Here is a 13,992-nt window from a genome sequence, read left to right as displayed (position 1 = left end):
GAGTTGTAATTTGCACTACAATCAAAAAGTTATGGAATTTTGGTTTGGAAATTTTTTTCTCTGCCCAAAACACATCCTGATGAAAATATGCGATAATGAAGGGATATGTGCTTAAGAGGTAAATGCCTTTGAAGAAATTGATCCATTGTGATATTAATGGGAATATTCTTACGGTTGATGAGTTACAACAGATTATTGAACCTGCTTTGTCTGAAATTGAAGAGTCCTTAATTGGAGATTTAACTTATTTTTCAGAAAATGCACGTTATGAAACAAATTCTTTGCAGATCGTGTCAATAACACAAATTGGCAAAAACTATTATTCAATGACTTACCAGTTCAAATGGACGATTTTCAATGGTTGTCTGGACATTAATGCTGATGAGTTAACGAAGCAAAGTGTCAGATTCTGGGTTAAACCTGACGGATTGGAGTTTGATATTATTGAGTCCTTCAAAGGCTCAACGGCTGAAGAATTGTAAGTTTGAGTAATACGTTTGCACAGCTTTCTAAAAATGAATTATATTTAAAATACCGGCTGTATATTAAATCCTTTAAACCTCATCCCGAACACTGTTCATTGTGATTGTCTTTGATGTTTAAGCCAGTTCATAGCGTTTTAGTGAGAGCCGTTTCCTGTAAGCCATTAAGTTTTGTTGTTTACTCACAGAGTGTTATCAACACCGAATAAACCATTACGGAGGGGATGATATGGATGAGTACTCGCCTAAGCGGCACGATATCGCTCAGTTACGCTACCTGAATGAAATGCTGTATGATGAAGGGATTGCGACACTGGGTGACAGTCATCATGGTTGGGTTAACGATCCGACTTCGGCTGTTAACTTGCAGCTCAATGAACTGATTGAGCACATTGCATCCTTTGTGATGAGTTTTAAAATTAAGTATCCAGACGATAACCATTTAAGTGATCTGGTTGAAGAGTATCTGGATGATACCTACACGCTGTTCAGTAATTATGGAATTAACGATTCTGATTTACGCCAATGGCAAAAGACCAAGAAGCGGTTATTCAGAATGTTCTCAGGGGACTACATCTGTACCCTAATGAAGACTTGAGTAATAATTTATATGCAGTCATCAGATAAAAATCAAAAGGCTAAGATGAACAAAATCGACTATTTGATGCGTTTACGAAAATGCACCACTATCGATACACTTGAACGTGTTATTGAAAAAAATAAGTACGAACTTTCCGACGACGAGCTGGAATTGTTTTACTCGGCAGCTGACCATCGTTTAGCGGAGCTAACGATGAACAAGTTGTACGATAAAATCCCGGTATCAGTGTGGAAATTTGTACGCTGATCTATAAAGCCAGGCCGGAATATCCCCCGGTCTGGCTGGTTAATATTTAACCATATTATCGTTAATATTATTTAACTATATCTTTGAGTTAAGTTTTTCTACTTTCTCTTTGATCTGCCGATGAAATGTTTGCAACAGAAACTGAAAACATTGTTCCGTTTTCGGTGAACGCAATGGTGCGGGTTTGCGCATCATCGCCACTGTTCTGCTTAATGTGGGCTGCTGCAAGTGAATCACTGTTAATTCATTATCGTTAAGTGTTGCAGTATATAACTCTGGTAATATTGCTAATGCCAGACGCGAACGCACCAGTCCATATAACGTCTCCTGAAAATCTACGCGATAACTCACCCGTAAATTCAAACGATGACTCTCACTCAGTGATGTCACCAGCCTGCTAACATTCCCCTTTGAGAACAAGGCAATATCTCTTTTCAGCAGTTGTCGCCAGGGAATATTGTGATCCTGAGAAAGCGGATCGTCGCGTCTGATAACCGCCACAAAAGGATCTTCCAGCAGTGGATAAACAGCTATGGATTCCGGCACTGTACTGTCTGTTGCACCGATACCAAAATCCACTGATCCCTTCTCCAGTTCCAGTAATAATGCATCGTTTGTCAGGTCATGAAATTCCACACGCATATCAGGGAAATATTCCGCCAGTAATTGTGGAACGGCCGGAAATAACAATGTACTCACCGAAGGTACTAATCCAATGCGTAATGTGCCATCCCCGCCCTGACGCATAATTTGCTGCATATCATCGAAAACACTAAGCGCGGTATTCAATAAACGTTCTGCATATGGCAGAACAGCCTCACCCTGTTCAGTCAGACTCACACCTTGTGCCGTCCGGTTGAGTAGTTTGCCCCCTAATACCGATTCAATTTGCCGAAGCGCGCTACTCAGCGCGGGCTGACTGATCGCCAGACGATTCGCCGTATCGGTGAAACTGCGCAGTTGTGCCAGCGTCACAAAGTATTGAATTTGCTTGAGGGAAAGGGCAGGTAACCGGCGCCAGGGTTCAGACATATGAGCAGCTATTCCGCGAAAAATAGAAAACGTTTGCTCAGCATAACCGTATCTTATAAACGGATAAAATAATTCATCTGTGCAAAGCCCCCCCTGCTCCCTACATTAGCCTCACCATTGTTTAAATCCGGACACTGATATGACCGACGGCATCACCTCCCAGCCCCTGCGCCAGCGGGCTATAAACGCAGCACTGGGGAACATCCCTTTCGACCGTCTGCTGATTAATGCCCGTGTCATCGACATGGTCACAGGGGAAATTCGCGAAGCCGATGTCGGCATCACCGGCAATATGATTGCCAGCGTTCATTCACGCGGGAAATTCACGCAGACTGAAAACGTTGATGATTTATCAGGAAATTACCTCTCTCCCGGCCTTATCGACACGCACGTTCACATCGAAAGCTCGCATTTGCCACCCGAAAAATACGCCGAAATCGTCGTCGCTCAGGGCACAACAACGGTGTTTTGGGATCCGCATGAACTGGCGAATGTGCTGGGCGTTGCCGGGGTGCAGTACGCCATCCAGTCCAGCCGTAATCTGCCATTACGCGTGATATGCGCTGCGCCTTCCAGCGTGCCGTCAACACCGGGCTTAGAGATGTCCGGTGCGGATTTCACAGGCCAGGAAATGCAGACAATGCTTAGCTGGCCGGAAATTGCAGGTGTCGCCGAAGTGATGGATATGCATGGCGTGCTCAATGGCAGCGGGCGAATGCTGGAAATCCTCGAAGCCGGACTAAACAGCGGAAAGCTGATTGAAGGCCACGCACGCGGCCTCAAAGATGAACAATTGCAGGCGTATCTTGCCGCAGGTGTGACATCAGATCACGAACTGACCTCGGCTGATGATGCCCTGGAAAAGCTGCGTGCCGGTCTGACGCTGCAAATTCGCGGCTCACATCCTTATCTTCTGCCCGATATCGCAGCCGCTTTGCTCGCACTTCCCCATCTTTCATCACAAATAACATTGTGTACTGACGACGTACCGCCCGATCATCTGCTGGAAAAAGGCGGGCTGATCGCCTTAATCAAACTCCTGATTTCCTACGGATTACGTGCAGAAGATGTACTACGCATGGCGACGTTGAATGCCGCTATTCGCATGCAACGTTCTGATTTAGGGCTGATTGCCGCAGGCCGCACGGCTGATCTTATCGCGTTTGACTCGCTGGAAAATCTTCTTCCGCGTGCAGTATATGTCGGCGGAACCTGTGTAGCTCAGCAAGGCAAGCTCCTATTTACACCTGCCGCCGCGCGCGGAGTGGTTCCACCACGAGACACCATGCGCTTAACGCCGCTTAATGCCACTGATTTCAGGCTAAAAATTCCGGGGCTGAACAACGGCAAAGCGCGTCTGCGCAATATTAAAGGCGCACGCTTTACACAATGGAGTGAAGTAACCGTGAATGTGCGGGATGGCGCCGTACAGATACCCGACGGCTTCAGCCTGATTTGGGTTCAGCATCGCCATGGCCGCCACGACGCCACACCGAAAATGGCATTACTTGAAGGCTGGGGAGCATTGCGCGGTGCCATCGCGACCTCTTACTCTCACGACGCCCATAATCTGGTGATTATCGGCCGGGATCCTGTCGACATGATGATAGCGGCCAATCAGCTGATCGCCAGCGGCGGCGGTATGGCGTTGAGCCAGCATGGCAAGTTGCTGGCCAATATCGATATGCCGATTGCCGGAATGCTGTCTGATTTACCGGCCACGGAACTGGCGAAGCAGTTTAAAAACCTGCGCGACCTCAGTGCACAGGTCGCAGACTGGGAACCGCCTTATCGCGTTTTCAAAGCTATCGAAGGAACGTGCTTAGCCTGTAATGCAGGCCCACATCTGACTGATTTAGGGCTGACAGATGGCGGTTCACGGGAAATCGTCAACCCGGTTCTGGAAATCTGGCCAGAAGAAATCTGAAGCATTCTCAAAACCACCAGACGTAAAAAGATAGCAAACACAACATTATAAAAATTATTTTCAGGGGAATTTAAGCATGTCCGAAAGTTCTGTGAAAAATGTTACCGTCTCAGCAGACGAAAGCTGGTTACAACGCCGCTTCCATCTGCACCAGCGCCAGACCAAGATTAAAACGGAATGTCTGGCTGGCATCACCGGGTTTCTGGCGGCAGCGTATTTACTGGTGGTGATCCCGGGCTTACTGGCCGTCAGTGGTATAGATAAAGGCGCAGCCACCACCGGCGTGATCCTGGTGTTTGTACTGGGCTCTCTGCTGATGGCTTTTTACGCCAACCTGCCCTTTATGGTCGGGCCTGGCATTGGCGGCTCGGTACTGGTCGGTATTACGCTGGCGGGCGACGGAGTTACCTGGCCCGTCGCGCTGGGGATTGCATGCTGGTCGGGGATTTTATTTTTCGTGATGACAGTGTTTGGCTTACGCGAAGTAGTCACCCGTTCTGTTCCGCAGTCGATCAAGCTTGGGCTGACCGCTTCTATTGGCATTTTTGTCGCCCTGCTCGGCTTCCGCAATGCCGGGCTGGTAATGGCAAATACCAAAACACATGCGCTGGCTCTGGGAGATTTTACTGCGCCGGGTGCGTTAATTGCGCTTCTTGGTCTGCTGGTCGCCGTGGGGTTACAGGCTCGTAAAGTACCGGGTGCCATTTTATGGGCCATTTTGCTGGCGACGGTGGCGGGTATACCGTTTGGCGTAACGCATTTACCTGAGCAATGGATCTCGCTGCCTCACTCGGTTGCTCCGTTATTGGGCAAAGTCGATCTTATCGGTGCTATCAACATCGCCTTTCTGCCATTCCTGTTTATCTTCTTCGCCTCGGAGTTCTTCTCTACGATGGGCACCACACTGGCTGTCGGTGGTGAGGCTGGATTGCTCGATGAACACGGCGATATGAAAAACATCAACCGGCCTTTCATGGTGGATTCCATTGCAGCAGCGCTGGGCCCGATCGTCGGTATCCCTGCCGCCACTGCGCTGATAGAATCCTCCGCGGCTGCCGAAGCAGGTGGGAAAACTGGCCTGACGGCGCTGGCTGCGGCCATAATGTTTCTGCTGATGCTATTATTTACCCCGATTGCGCTGATGATCCCGAAAGAGGCGACCGCGCCGGCACTGATTCTGATTGGCCTGAACATGTTCAGTAATTTGCGAAAAGTGGACTTAGCGAATTTTACCGACGCGCTGCCGGTACTGATGATGGTAATGATTACGCTGATTTCCAACAGCTTCGGCACCGGTATCGCCGGCGGGCTGCTGTTTTACGTCATCATTAAAGTGGTCGCAGGAAAAGCACGTGAAGTGCCTGTAGGCCTTTATATTCTGGCAATCCCGCTGGTGTATTATTTTGCGACGCTGGTTCATCACTGAAACTTTCGGGTTAACAGAGGGCGCGTGAAAACGTGCCCTTTTTTATGGGCGCAGCCTGGCTTTGAAGATATTTTTTAGGGGGAAATCAAAGAGAAGAGATAATTCCGGAGGCCTGAAATGGTGGAGGCCCTGCCAGCTACATCCCGGCACACACGACACCTGCCATGGCTGCTTCCTTCCGGACCTGACCAAGTTGACAAGTTAGCGTTGCGGGAGAACCAACAGGGCCCCCATTGACGTTGTCGGCTTCATTTCTCTGCTAAGAGAATCGAAGCGGTGGGCATTATCTGTGATGGCCGAAACAAAAGCAAGTTAACTGCCGACAACCGTTGTTTTCTTAAACAATACGCCTGAATCAGAGCCTACAAAACCTTAATTTTTGCGTCATACTGGCGCAAATCACTGAGGAGGATGTCATGTCGGAACCCGATAACTTTCGCCAGCGCGTATTTCAGATTATCGCCGCCATCCCGGTCGGGCAGGTCACAACTTACGGTAACGTCGCGCAACTGGCCGGTTCACCCCGCGCGGCACGCCAGGTCGGTGGCGTACTCAAGAAATTGCCGGAAGGCAGCACCCTTCCCTGGCACCGGGTGATAAACCGGCACGGTGAAATCTCTTTGCAGGGCGAAGACTTTAAACGTCAGCGTCAGGCACTGCTGGCAGAGGGCATCACGTTTAAGAAAGGCAAAGTCGATTTGGAGAAATACGGCTGGAAATGGTGAGTGCCTGCCTTCAAAACGCCCATAAAAAAGCACCGCGAGAGCGGTGCTTAGCCATCATAAGTGATGAATTAATAGGTCGTTGGTTGTGCAGGTACCATACTAACCGGTGCAGGCGAAGTGCCCAGTCCTGGATTTGACGGGTTAGTCATTGGTCCCAGGGCACTGGGTTTGGTCGCTACAGGGACGGCGACAACCGGGACAAGTTGCAGATCGGCACGTGTACCCTGACCGTGATTAATCACTTCTTTAATGGAGTCAGTGATGAAGGTCATCTGACCATTGATGGTTACCGCCGCACTCAGCAGAATACGCGCGTTAGGAGCAATTTCCTGCGGGTTATACGGCAGGATGAAGGTAAACGGTGCCTGTTTACCCTGAGTTCTCGCCACTTTTTGCGAAATCACGCGGGATGGCGCATCCGCCACCGAAGCATCAGACAATGTCACCGTCAGGACAGCATCCGGTGGCAAGGCTACACGCTGATTGATAAACACGCTACCCGATACATTCGGGCCGGTGATCGCAGGTCCGGTGTCCGGGCTAGCCGCCGTATTCACAGGAGGTTGCTGCGCTGGTGCCTCATGATGCTGTGCGCACCCGGCAAGAGTCAGAGACAGCGCGGTTCCACCTACTATCTGCCAAAGTTTCATTGATCGTACTCCCTTTTTTATTAGTCGCTTGTCGACAAGCTGTAATAAACGCCGACGATGAATTTAGTGACTTTAACCAGCTTACCTACTAATCATGGCACAAAAGTCTGAGGTTTTCCTGTCAGCGGCCAAACAGATCTTCTGACAAAACGTAAGATCCACTATGATTAACAGGTTAGACCTGTCGGTTAAGGCGTATTTCAGAAAATTCCTGCCTGCATTACCCCGAACAACTTAGGTCGATTTCTCCGGTAACTTTCATGAGGCCACTATGAGTCAGGCATTAAAAAATCTGCTGGATCTGCTTGATCTGGAAAAAATTGAAGAAGGGCTGTTTCGTGGTCAAAGTGAAGACTTGGGTTTACGTCAGGTCTTTGGCGGTCAGGTCGTAGGCCAGGCATTATATGCCGCCAAACAGACTGTCCCGGCGGAACGTGGTATCCATTCTTTCCACAGCTACTTTTTGCGCCCGGGTGACAGCAGCAAGCCGATTATCTATGACGTGGAAATCCTGCGCGATGGCAACAGTTTCAGCGCCCGCCGCGTAAAAGCGGTGCAGCATGGCAAGCCGATTTTCTATATGACGGCGTCGTTCCAAAGCCAGGAAAGTGGTTTTGAGCATCAGAACACCATGCCGGATGTGCCGCCGCCGGAAACACTGGTATCAGAATCAGATATTGCTAAAAATCTGGCGCATCTGATACCGGAAAAATTCCGCGAAAAATTTATTGGTCATAAGCCTATTGAAATGCGTCCGGTGAAGTTTCATAACCCGATGAAAGGGAGTGTCGAAGAGCCTAACCGTGCAGTGTGGTTCAGGGCCAACGGTGAAATGCCAGATGATTTGCGAATTCATCAGTATTTACTGGGCTATGCGTCTGACTTCAATTTCCTGCCTACGGCGCTGCAACCCCATGGCATTGGCTTCCTTGAACCGGGAATGCAGGTCGCGACCATCGACCATTCGATGTGGTTCCACCGCCCGTTCCGCATGGATGACTGGTTGCTGTATGCCGTCGAAAGTACCTCTGCATCCGGTGCGCGTGGTTTTGTGCGTGGACAGTTTTATACCCGCGATGGCGTGCTGGTCGCCTCCACGGTACAGGAAGGGGTTATTCGTCAGCGAAAGCCTGAATAATCATCATTAAAGAGCGCCCTGTAAAAATGGCGCATTAAAAAGGGGCGATAACATTATCGCCCCTTTTGCATATCATCATTATTTTATTATTTTTAACTCATTAATGAGAGAGTTAGCGCACTACTTTCTCTGAAATCTCATTATTGGTTGTAAGCGTTTTCGCCGTGGCTATTAACATCCAGCCCTTCGCGTTCTTGTTCTTCAGGAACACGCAGACCTACGATCATGTCCGCCACTTTGTAACCGATGAAAGCAACAACACCAGACCAGACCAATGTCACGCACACGCTGAAGAACTGAACCCAAACCTGATGGCCCATGGTCACACCTTCTGCATAACCTACGCCGCCGAGTGAGCTGGAAGTGAATACGCCAGTCAGCAGACAACCTACGATACCGCACACACCATGAACACCGAACACGTCACAGGTGTCATCAACACGCAGCCATTTTTTCAGGGTAACCACACCCCACAGGCCAGTGATACCGCCTACGAGACCGATGATGAGAGCACCACCCACGCCGACCGTACCACATGCAGGTGTGATAGCGACCAGACCTGCGATAGCACCGGAGCTTGCGCCCAGCAGTGAAGGTTTACCACGCACCATCCATTCAACCAGTGTCCAGGACAGGATTGCACCAGCCGTTGCAATCACCGTGTTCAGGAAAGCCAACGCGGCAACAGGGCTTGCTGCACTTGCAGAACCTGCGTTGAAGCCGAACCAACCCACATACAGGATTGATGCACCAGTGAAGACCATTGGCAGGTTGTGTGGTTTGAAAGCTTCTTTACCGAAACCGGCACGTTTACCCAGCAGATAAGCCCCCACCAGACCTGCGATAGCGGCGTTGATGTGAACAACGGTACCACCGGCAAAGTCCAGCGCACCATCAGCAGCCAGGAAACCGCCTGCCCACACCATGTGAGCCATCGGGATGTAAGAGAAAGTCAGCCAGATCACAGTGAAAATCAGAACCGCTGAGAAACGTACACGTTCAGCGATACCGCCCACGATCAGCGCCACAGTGATACAGGCAAATGAGCACTGGAAGGCAACGTGGATCATCTGGGAGAAGGTGCCTGTCACGGAGTCCAGGCCGATGCCTTTCATCATGACGTTACTGAAACCACCGAAGAACGCGTTACCTTCGCTGAAGGCCAGACTGTAGCCGTAGAGGATCCACAACACGCAGACCAGAGCAAAGGTGACAATAACCTGAGTCAGCATGGACAAAACGTTTTTAGAACGCAGTAAGCCACCGTAGAACAACGCCACGCCCGGTACGGTCATGAACAATACCAGCGCGGTACAAATCATCATAAAGGCGTTATCAGCACCGTTTGCCGCTGCTGGCGCTGCTGCCATGGCAAGCGAAGGCAGCAAAGCCACGGCACCAAGCCCCATCATGGATAAAAGTTTTTTCATTATTAACCCACCCCTGTTTCTCAAAACTGTTTTTTCTAATCTGATTTATCTCAAACCGATTGGTATGAGAGATAAAAGCCTGAAATTACAGTGCTGCTTCGTCGGTTTCACCAGTACGAATACGGATAACACGTTGCAATTCAGCAACGAAAATTTTGCCATCACCGATCTTGCCGGTATAGGCCGCTTTGCTGATCACATCGATCACTTCATCAAGCTGATCGTCTGCAATAGCAATGTCGATTTTTACTTTTGGCAGAAAGTTCACGCTGTATTCCGCGCCACGGTAAAGTTCGGCATGACCTTTCTGACGGCCAAAACCTTTAACTTCCGTTACGGTCAGCCCCTGAATTCCAACAGCAGACAGCGCTTCACGCACGTCTTCCAGCTTAAAAGGTTTGATCACCACAGTAACCAGCTTCATTATGCCACTCCTCGAATTAAGGGCTTGCCGCGAGAGGATTCGCGCCCGATACGGATTGGATAAAGCAAAGGATGTGCCAGAGTTGAAATTGGGCGCAGATTCATGCAATTCCCGCGTAATACGGCATTTTCAGAATAATCGTGACCAGGCGCACAGTTGTCATGCCATATGCAGCACAGCAGCACACGCACCATTTAAGTGCTCACCGCTGCTTTTTAGTGCACCCGAATTGAAAAAGGGTTCTGCCTGCATGAATACAGTGCGGGGAAAAGAAAAACAGGAAATGAAAAACGGAGAAAGAAGAAAGCCGGTGCCGCAGGGATACGGCACCGATGCAAAGATTATGCGTTTTCTGTTGCAGGCATAATCTGTCCGGCAGAAGCCAATTGCTGTCCGGCAAGTTGCAACTGATACATCTGATAATACCGGCCTTTTTCTGCCAGCAGTTGCAAGTGATTACCCTGCTCAACAGCCTGGCCACGGTGCAATACCAAAATATTATCGGCATCCACAATCGTCGAAAGCCGATGTGCGATAACCACAAGCGTAGTCTGCTGCCTGATAGCCCGTAATGCACGCTGAATAGCCTGCTCGGTGCCGGAATCAATATTGGCCGTTGCCTCGTCAAGGATCAGAATTTCCGGTGCCTGCACCAAAACGCGCGCCATCGCCAGTAATTGTTTCTGCCCGACAGAAAGATTATTGCCCTGCTCTCCCAGACGCGTATTCAAACCTTCGGGCATTTCGCGTACCAGCGGTGAGAGCTGCACAATGTCCAGCGCGTGCCACACCTGCGCTTCATCAATATCACGGCCTAACGTGACATTAGCGAACACGGATTCTGCCAGAACCACCGGATCCTGCTGAACCATTGCAATACCTTTGCGCAGGCTGGTGTGCGATAAGTCGGCGAGGTTACGTCCGTCAACCCTGACCTCACCTTTGTTTAACGGGTAATAACCCATCAGCAGATTTGCCAGCGTACTTTTACCACTGCCGGTATGTCCAACCAACGCCACAAAACCGCGCGAAGGCACGTGCAGGGAAATGTTTTCCAGCACCCATTTATCCGGGAGGTAAGCAAAGCTGACGTCTTTGATGTCAATCTCGCCGCTGGTGAGCAACTTTTCGTCTGGCCCGTATTGCTGTTGCGTCCTGTCCATCAAATCAAAGATACGTTCACCGGCAACGACTGCCTGCTGCATAATCGATTGTTGTGAGGTCAGTTCAATCAGAGGCTCGTTGAGCCGTCCGAGATAATTGATGAAGGCGTACAGAACCCCAACGCCCACAGAACCTTCGGCACTGAATCCAAAGAGAATGAGCAGACCGCATAAAATCAACGACGAGAATAAGCTGAGCAAAGGACGCAACAGAAATCCTTCCAGTCGCAGCGTTTGCATGCGGGCCAGGTAGTGCGACTGGCTGGCGCGGGCAAGCCGTTCGCCAAACCTTTTCTGCTGACGGAATTGCTGAATCACATTCATACCGTTGATGACTTCATTGAAGCCATCATTAATATCCGCCAGATAAGCGCGTACTTTGCGCACCACCGGCGTACTGTAAATCTGGTACAGCCCCATCACGACAAATACGGCCGGGAAGATACAAATTGCCACCGATGCCAGTCGCCAGTCGAGGCTGAACATCGCCACCAGCATCGCACCAATCAGGGCGATGCTGCGTAAGACTGTCGATACCACGGTCACATACAGATCACGGATAACTTCCGTGTCATTAGTCACGCGGGAAATCAGCTGACCTACAGGCTGTGTATCAAATGCGCTCAACGGTTGCCGTAATGCCGCATCCATGACTTCGGTGCGCAGGCATTGGACGACCCCCACCGCAGCACGGTTGAACAACAGTGCCTGAAAATAGTGCAGGCTTGCTGCCAGGAATTGCAGGAAGATAAAACTCAGCGCGAGCAAACTGACTTTCCCCCAAGGCATTTCACCTTTAGCCACGTAGTGATCGATAAAGAAGCTGATTAATATAGGGCCGGTCACTTCCGCTGCCGCTGCAATCCACAACATCAGAACCGCATAAGACAACGGCTTGCGGTAAGGTTTCCCGTATTTCAACAGGCGCTTTAGCGTTGGCCAAAGCTTCTGAATTTTAATTTTTTTGGGTTCAGCCACGGTGTTCCGGCTCCTTTTCCTGTGACACATCATCCAGCGCAGCTTCTAATTGCTGATAACGGAACATATCGCGGTACCAGCCGGCTTCGGCAGCAAGCTGGTCATGATTGCCACGCTGCGAAATACTCCCCTGGCTGAAGACCAGAATCTCACTGGCTTCGGTCAGTGCAGAGAGACGATGTGCGCTGATGATCACCGTACGGTCATTTCCCCACTGACGCAGATTGTGCAGAATCTGGTGCTCCGTCCGGCCATCAACGGCGGATAAAGCATCATCCAGGATCAGAATTTCGGCTTTGAGGAGCAATGCGCGCGCAATCGAAATACGCTGCTTCTGACCACCCGATAACATGACGCCGCGCTCGCCGACTTCAGTTTCATATCCCTGAGGCAATCGCAGAATGTCATCATGAACGCTGGCGAGACGCGCGGCTTCTTCAATCTCTTCCTGCGTGGCATCAGGCCTTCCGAGCGCAATGTTCTGCGCGACAGTGTCTGAGAACAAGAAAGGCGTCTGACTGACAACTGCCAGCCGGGCACGCCAGTCATCAAGCTGGATTTCTTTAAGGGATAACCCGTGATAGCACACGTCACCGTCAGTGACATCGAACTGGCGCTGAAGGAGTGAAAGCAGCGTACTTTTGCCGGAACCTGTCGGACCGCATAACCCCAGCATTTGCCCTGGTTGCAGGGAAAAAGTAACGGTCGTTAAAGCAGCGTGGCTATTTTCCGGATAATGGAAATCGTTGATGTGAGCCTCAAGCGTCGCGCGGCCTGCCGGTAACGGTGTTGTGCCATCAACAACAGCCGGGGCTTCCTGTAACAGGCTACGGATACGGCTGTAAGCCGCGCTGCCACGTTCGACAATGTTAAACATCCAGGCGAGCGCGAGCATCGGCCAGATCATCAGGCCAAGGTACATCACAAAGCTGGTGAGTTCACCCAGCGTCAGGTGGCCATTGACTACCATCCAGCTACCGCCGCCGATGGCCAGCAGGTTCGCCATGCCGATAGAGACATAGATGGTCGGATCAAAGCGGGCATCAACACGGGCGACACGCATATTTTTTGCACCGGTATCCGCAGCCACATCAGCAAACTGCGATGACTGATGATTCTCCAGGCCAAAAGCTTTGATCATACGGATACTGGTCAGGCTTTCCTGCGCCTGATCGTTAAGCGAGGAAAACGCCGCCTGTGCGGTTTTGAAACGGGAATGAAGTTGATCACCATATCGCTTGATAATGATCGCCATTACCGGCATCGGCACCAGCGACAATAACGTCAGTTCCCAGCTGATCTGCGTTGCCATAACGATGAGTACCGCCAGCCCCATGACCAGCGAATCGACCAGCGTCAGCACGCCCTCTCCCGCAGCGAACACCACCCGGTCGACGTCATTAGTCGCACGGGCAATCAAATCACCGGTGCGATGGCGCAGATAAAAAGCGGGATGCTGGCGGCTCAGCTGACGGAAAAAATCCTGTCGTAGTTCAACAGCAAGCTGATAAGACGCACCGAACAGCAGCACGCGCCAGACATAACGCAGCAGATACACCACAACAGCCGTGCCGAGCATCAGGCCAAGCCACGCAAAAAGCACGCCGTAAGACATTTGTTTTGACGTAACACCATCGATAATTACGCCCACCAGTTTTGGCGGCAGTAATTGCAGAACGGCGATAATGACCAGTAAGGCGACGGCACCCAAATACCGGCGCCATTCACGTCGGAAGTACCAGCCTAATTGTGCAAACAATCTCACGCAGT

General features: G+C 50.4%; 14 protein-coding genes and 1 other RNA gene. 8 read left to right on the top strand and 7 right to left on the bottom strand.

What is annotated here, in order from left to right:
- Nucleotides 1–122: 122 nt before the first annotated feature.
- The 3 genes from ABIC79_RS11545 (at nt 123) to hha (ending at nt 1,329) form a co-directional block, all read left to right on the top strand.
- The gene (locus ABIC79_RS11545) at nt 123–482 is read left to right on the top strand and encodes a hypothetical protein (RefSeq protein ID WP_015690306.1); all 360 of its coding nucleotides are present in this window, start codon (nt 123–125) and stop codon (nt 480–482) included.
- Nucleotides 483–711: 229 nt separating this feature from the next.
- Nucleotides 712–1,080 carry an Hha toxicity modulator TomB gene (tomB, locus tag ABIC79_RS11540; RefSeq protein ID WP_013576616.1) on the top strand — a complete coding sequence of 123 codons (369 nt, stop codon included), beginning with the start codon at nt 712–714 and terminating at the stop codon, nt 1,078–1,080.
- A gap of 45 nt (nt 1,081–1,125) precedes the next feature.
- Nucleotides 1,126–1,329, top strand: a complete 204-nt coding sequence (gene hha / locus ABIC79_RS11535; RefSeq protein ID WP_013576617.1) for a hemolysin expression-modulating protein Hha — start codon at nt 1,126–1,128, stop codon at nt 1,327–1,329.
- 75 nt (nt 1,330–1,404) lie between these two features.
- Here hha and ABIC79_RS11530 read toward each other — a convergent pair whose 3' ends face one another.
- A complete protein-coding gene (locus ABIC79_RS11530; protein WP_217192332.1) occupies nt 1,405–2,361 on the bottom strand; it encodes a LysR family transcriptional regulator in 957 nt (318 codons plus the stop codon).
- A gap of 139 nt (nt 2,362–2,500) precedes the next feature.
- Here ABIC79_RS11530 and ABIC79_RS11525 point away from each other — a divergent pair, with 139 nt between their 5' ends.
- On the top strand, nt 2,501–4,288 hold the full coding sequence (locus tag ABIC79_RS11525; RefSeq protein WP_121019776.1) for an adenine deaminase: 1,788 nt from the start codon (nt 2,501–2,503) through the stop codon (nt 4,286–4,288).
- A 76-nt stretch (nt 4,289–4,364) separates the two neighbouring features.
- Complete coding sequence (locus tag ABIC79_RS11520) at nt 4,365–5,714, top strand: NCS2 family permease (protein WP_354567182.1); 1,350 nt, start codon at nt 4,365–4,367, stop codon at nt 5,712–5,714.
- A 127-nt stretch (nt 5,715–5,841) separates the two neighbouring features.
- Here the strand turns inward: ABIC79_RS11520 and ffs are convergent.
- Nucleotides 5,842–5,938: signal recognition particle sRNA small type (gene ffs / locus ABIC79_RS11515), an RNA gene on the bottom strand.
- A 192-nt stretch (nt 5,939–6,130) separates the two neighbouring features.
- Here ffs and ABIC79_RS11510 point away from each other — a divergent pair.
- Complete coding sequence (locus ABIC79_RS11510; protein WP_013576621.1) at nt 6,131–6,439, top strand: MGMT family protein; 309 nt, start codon at nt 6,131–6,133, stop codon at nt 6,437–6,439.
- A 68-nt stretch (nt 6,440–6,507) separates the two neighbouring features.
- Here ABIC79_RS11510 and ABIC79_RS11505 read toward each other — a convergent pair whose 3' ends face one another.
- A complete protein-coding gene (locus tag ABIC79_RS11505; protein WP_037036825.1) occupies nt 6,508–7,089 on the bottom strand; it encodes a YbaY family lipoprotein in 582 nt (193 codons plus the stop codon).
- 271 nt (nt 7,090–7,360) lie between these two features.
- Here ABIC79_RS11505 and tesB point away from each other — a divergent pair, with 271 nt between their 5' ends.
- The gene (gene tesB, locus ABIC79_RS11500) at nt 7,361–8,227 is read left to right on the top strand and encodes an acyl-CoA thioesterase II (RefSeq protein ID WP_013576623.1); all 867 of its coding nucleotides are present in this window, start codon (nt 7,361–7,363) and stop codon (nt 8,225–8,227) included.
- A gap of 140 nt (nt 8,228–8,367) precedes the next feature.
- Here the strand turns inward: tesB and amtB are convergent, their stop codons facing one another.
- Nucleotides 8,368–9,657, bottom strand: a complete 1,290-nt coding sequence (gene amtB, locus ABIC79_RS11495; protein WP_013576624.1) for an ammonium transporter AmtB — start codon at nt 9,655–9,657, stop codon at nt 8,368–8,370.
- 85 nt (nt 9,658–9,742) lie between these two features.
- A complete protein-coding gene (glnK, locus tag ABIC79_RS11490; RefSeq protein ID WP_009639071.1) occupies nt 9,743–10,081 on the bottom strand; it encodes a P-II family nitrogen regulator in 339 nt (112 codons plus the stop codon).
- Nucleotide 10,082: 1 nt separating this feature from the next.
- Here glnK and ABIC79_RS11485 point away from each other — a divergent pair, with 1 nt between their 5' ends.
- The gene (locus ABIC79_RS11485; RefSeq protein ID WP_354567177.1) at nt 10,083–10,448 is read left to right on the top strand and encodes a hypothetical protein; all 366 of its coding nucleotides are present in this window, start codon (nt 10,083–10,085) and stop codon (nt 10,446–10,448) included.
- Here ABIC79_RS11485 and ABIC79_RS11480 read toward each other — a convergent pair.
- Complete coding sequence (locus ABIC79_RS11480) at nt 10,423–12,255, bottom strand: SmdB family multidrug efflux ABC transporter permease/ATP-binding protein (protein WP_370447488.1); 1,833 nt, start codon at nt 12,253–12,255, stop codon at nt 10,423–10,425. The two genes, ABIC79_RS11485 and ABIC79_RS11480, sit on opposite strands and share 26 nt — an antisense overlap.
- Complete coding sequence (locus tag ABIC79_RS11475) at nt 12,215–13,987, bottom strand: SmdA family multidrug ABC transporter permease/ATP-binding protein (protein ID WP_131638182.1); 1,773 nt, start codon at nt 13,985–13,987, stop codon at nt 12,215–12,217. Before ABIC79_RS11475 ends, ABIC79_RS11480 begins: the two co-directional genes overlap by 41 nt.
- Between the last annotated feature and the right edge of the window lie 5 nt (nt 13,988–13,992).

The organism is Rahnella sp. 2050 (assembly GCF_040544515.1).
Lineage (GTDB): Bacteria > Pseudomonadota > Gammaproteobacteria > Enterobacterales > Enterobacteriaceae > Rahnella > Rahnella aceris.
This window is presented reverse-complemented; position numbering and strand designations above follow the sequence as displayed.

What these genes read in the sequence shown, in the direction of transcription:
- ABIC79_RS11510 (WP_013576621.1), top strand. Translation starts at nt 6,131, where the DNA reads ATGTCGGAACCCGATAACTTTCGCCAGCGCGTATTTCAGATTATCGCC.
- ABIC79_RS11485 (WP_354567177.1), top strand. Translation starts at nt 10,083, where the DNA reads ATGCCACTCCTCGAATTAAGGGCTTGCCGCGAGAGGATTCGCGCCCGA.
- tomB (WP_013576616.1), top strand. Translation starts at nt 712, where the DNA reads ATGGATGAGTACTCGCCTAAGCGGCACGATATCGCTCAGTTACGCTAC.
- ABIC79_RS11480 (WP_370447488.1), bottom strand. Translation starts at nt 12,255, where the DNA reads ATGATGTGTCACAGGAAAAGGAGCCGGAACACCGTGGCTGAACCCAAA.
- ABIC79_RS11520 (WP_354567182.1), top strand. Translation starts at nt 4,365, where the DNA reads ATGTCCGAAAGTTCTGTGAAAAATGTTACCGTCTCAGCAGACGAAAGC.
- ABIC79_RS11545 (WP_015690306.1), top strand. Translation starts at nt 123, where the DNA reads ATGCCTTTGAAGAAATTGATCCATTGTGATATTAATGGGAATATTCTT.
- glnK (WP_009639071.1), bottom strand. Translation starts at nt 10,081, where the DNA reads ATGAAGCTGGTTACTGTGGTGATCAAACCTTTTAAGCTGGAAGACGTG.
- ABIC79_RS11530 (WP_217192332.1), bottom strand. Translation starts at nt 2,361, where the DNA reads ATGTCTGAACCCTGGCGCCGGTTACCTGCCCTTTCCCTCAAGCAAATT.
- ABIC79_RS11505 (WP_037036825.1), bottom strand. Translation starts at nt 7,089, where the DNA reads ATGAAACTTTGGCAGATAGTAGGTGGAACCGCGCTGTCTCTGACTCTT.
- amtB (WP_013576624.1), bottom strand. Translation starts at nt 9,657, where the DNA reads ATGAAAAAACTTTTATCCATGATGGGGCTTGGTGCCGTGGCTTTGCTG.
- ABIC79_RS11525 (WP_121019776.1), top strand. Translation starts at nt 2,501, where the DNA reads ATGACCGACGGCATCACCTCCCAGCCCCTGCGCCAGCGGGCTATAAAC.
- tesB (WP_013576623.1), top strand. Translation starts at nt 7,361, where the DNA reads ATGAGTCAGGCATTAAAAAATCTGCTGGATCTGCTTGATCTGGAAAAA.
- hha (WP_013576617.1), top strand. Translation starts at nt 1,126, where the DNA reads ATGAACAAAATCGACTATTTGATGCGTTTACGAAAATGCACCACTATC.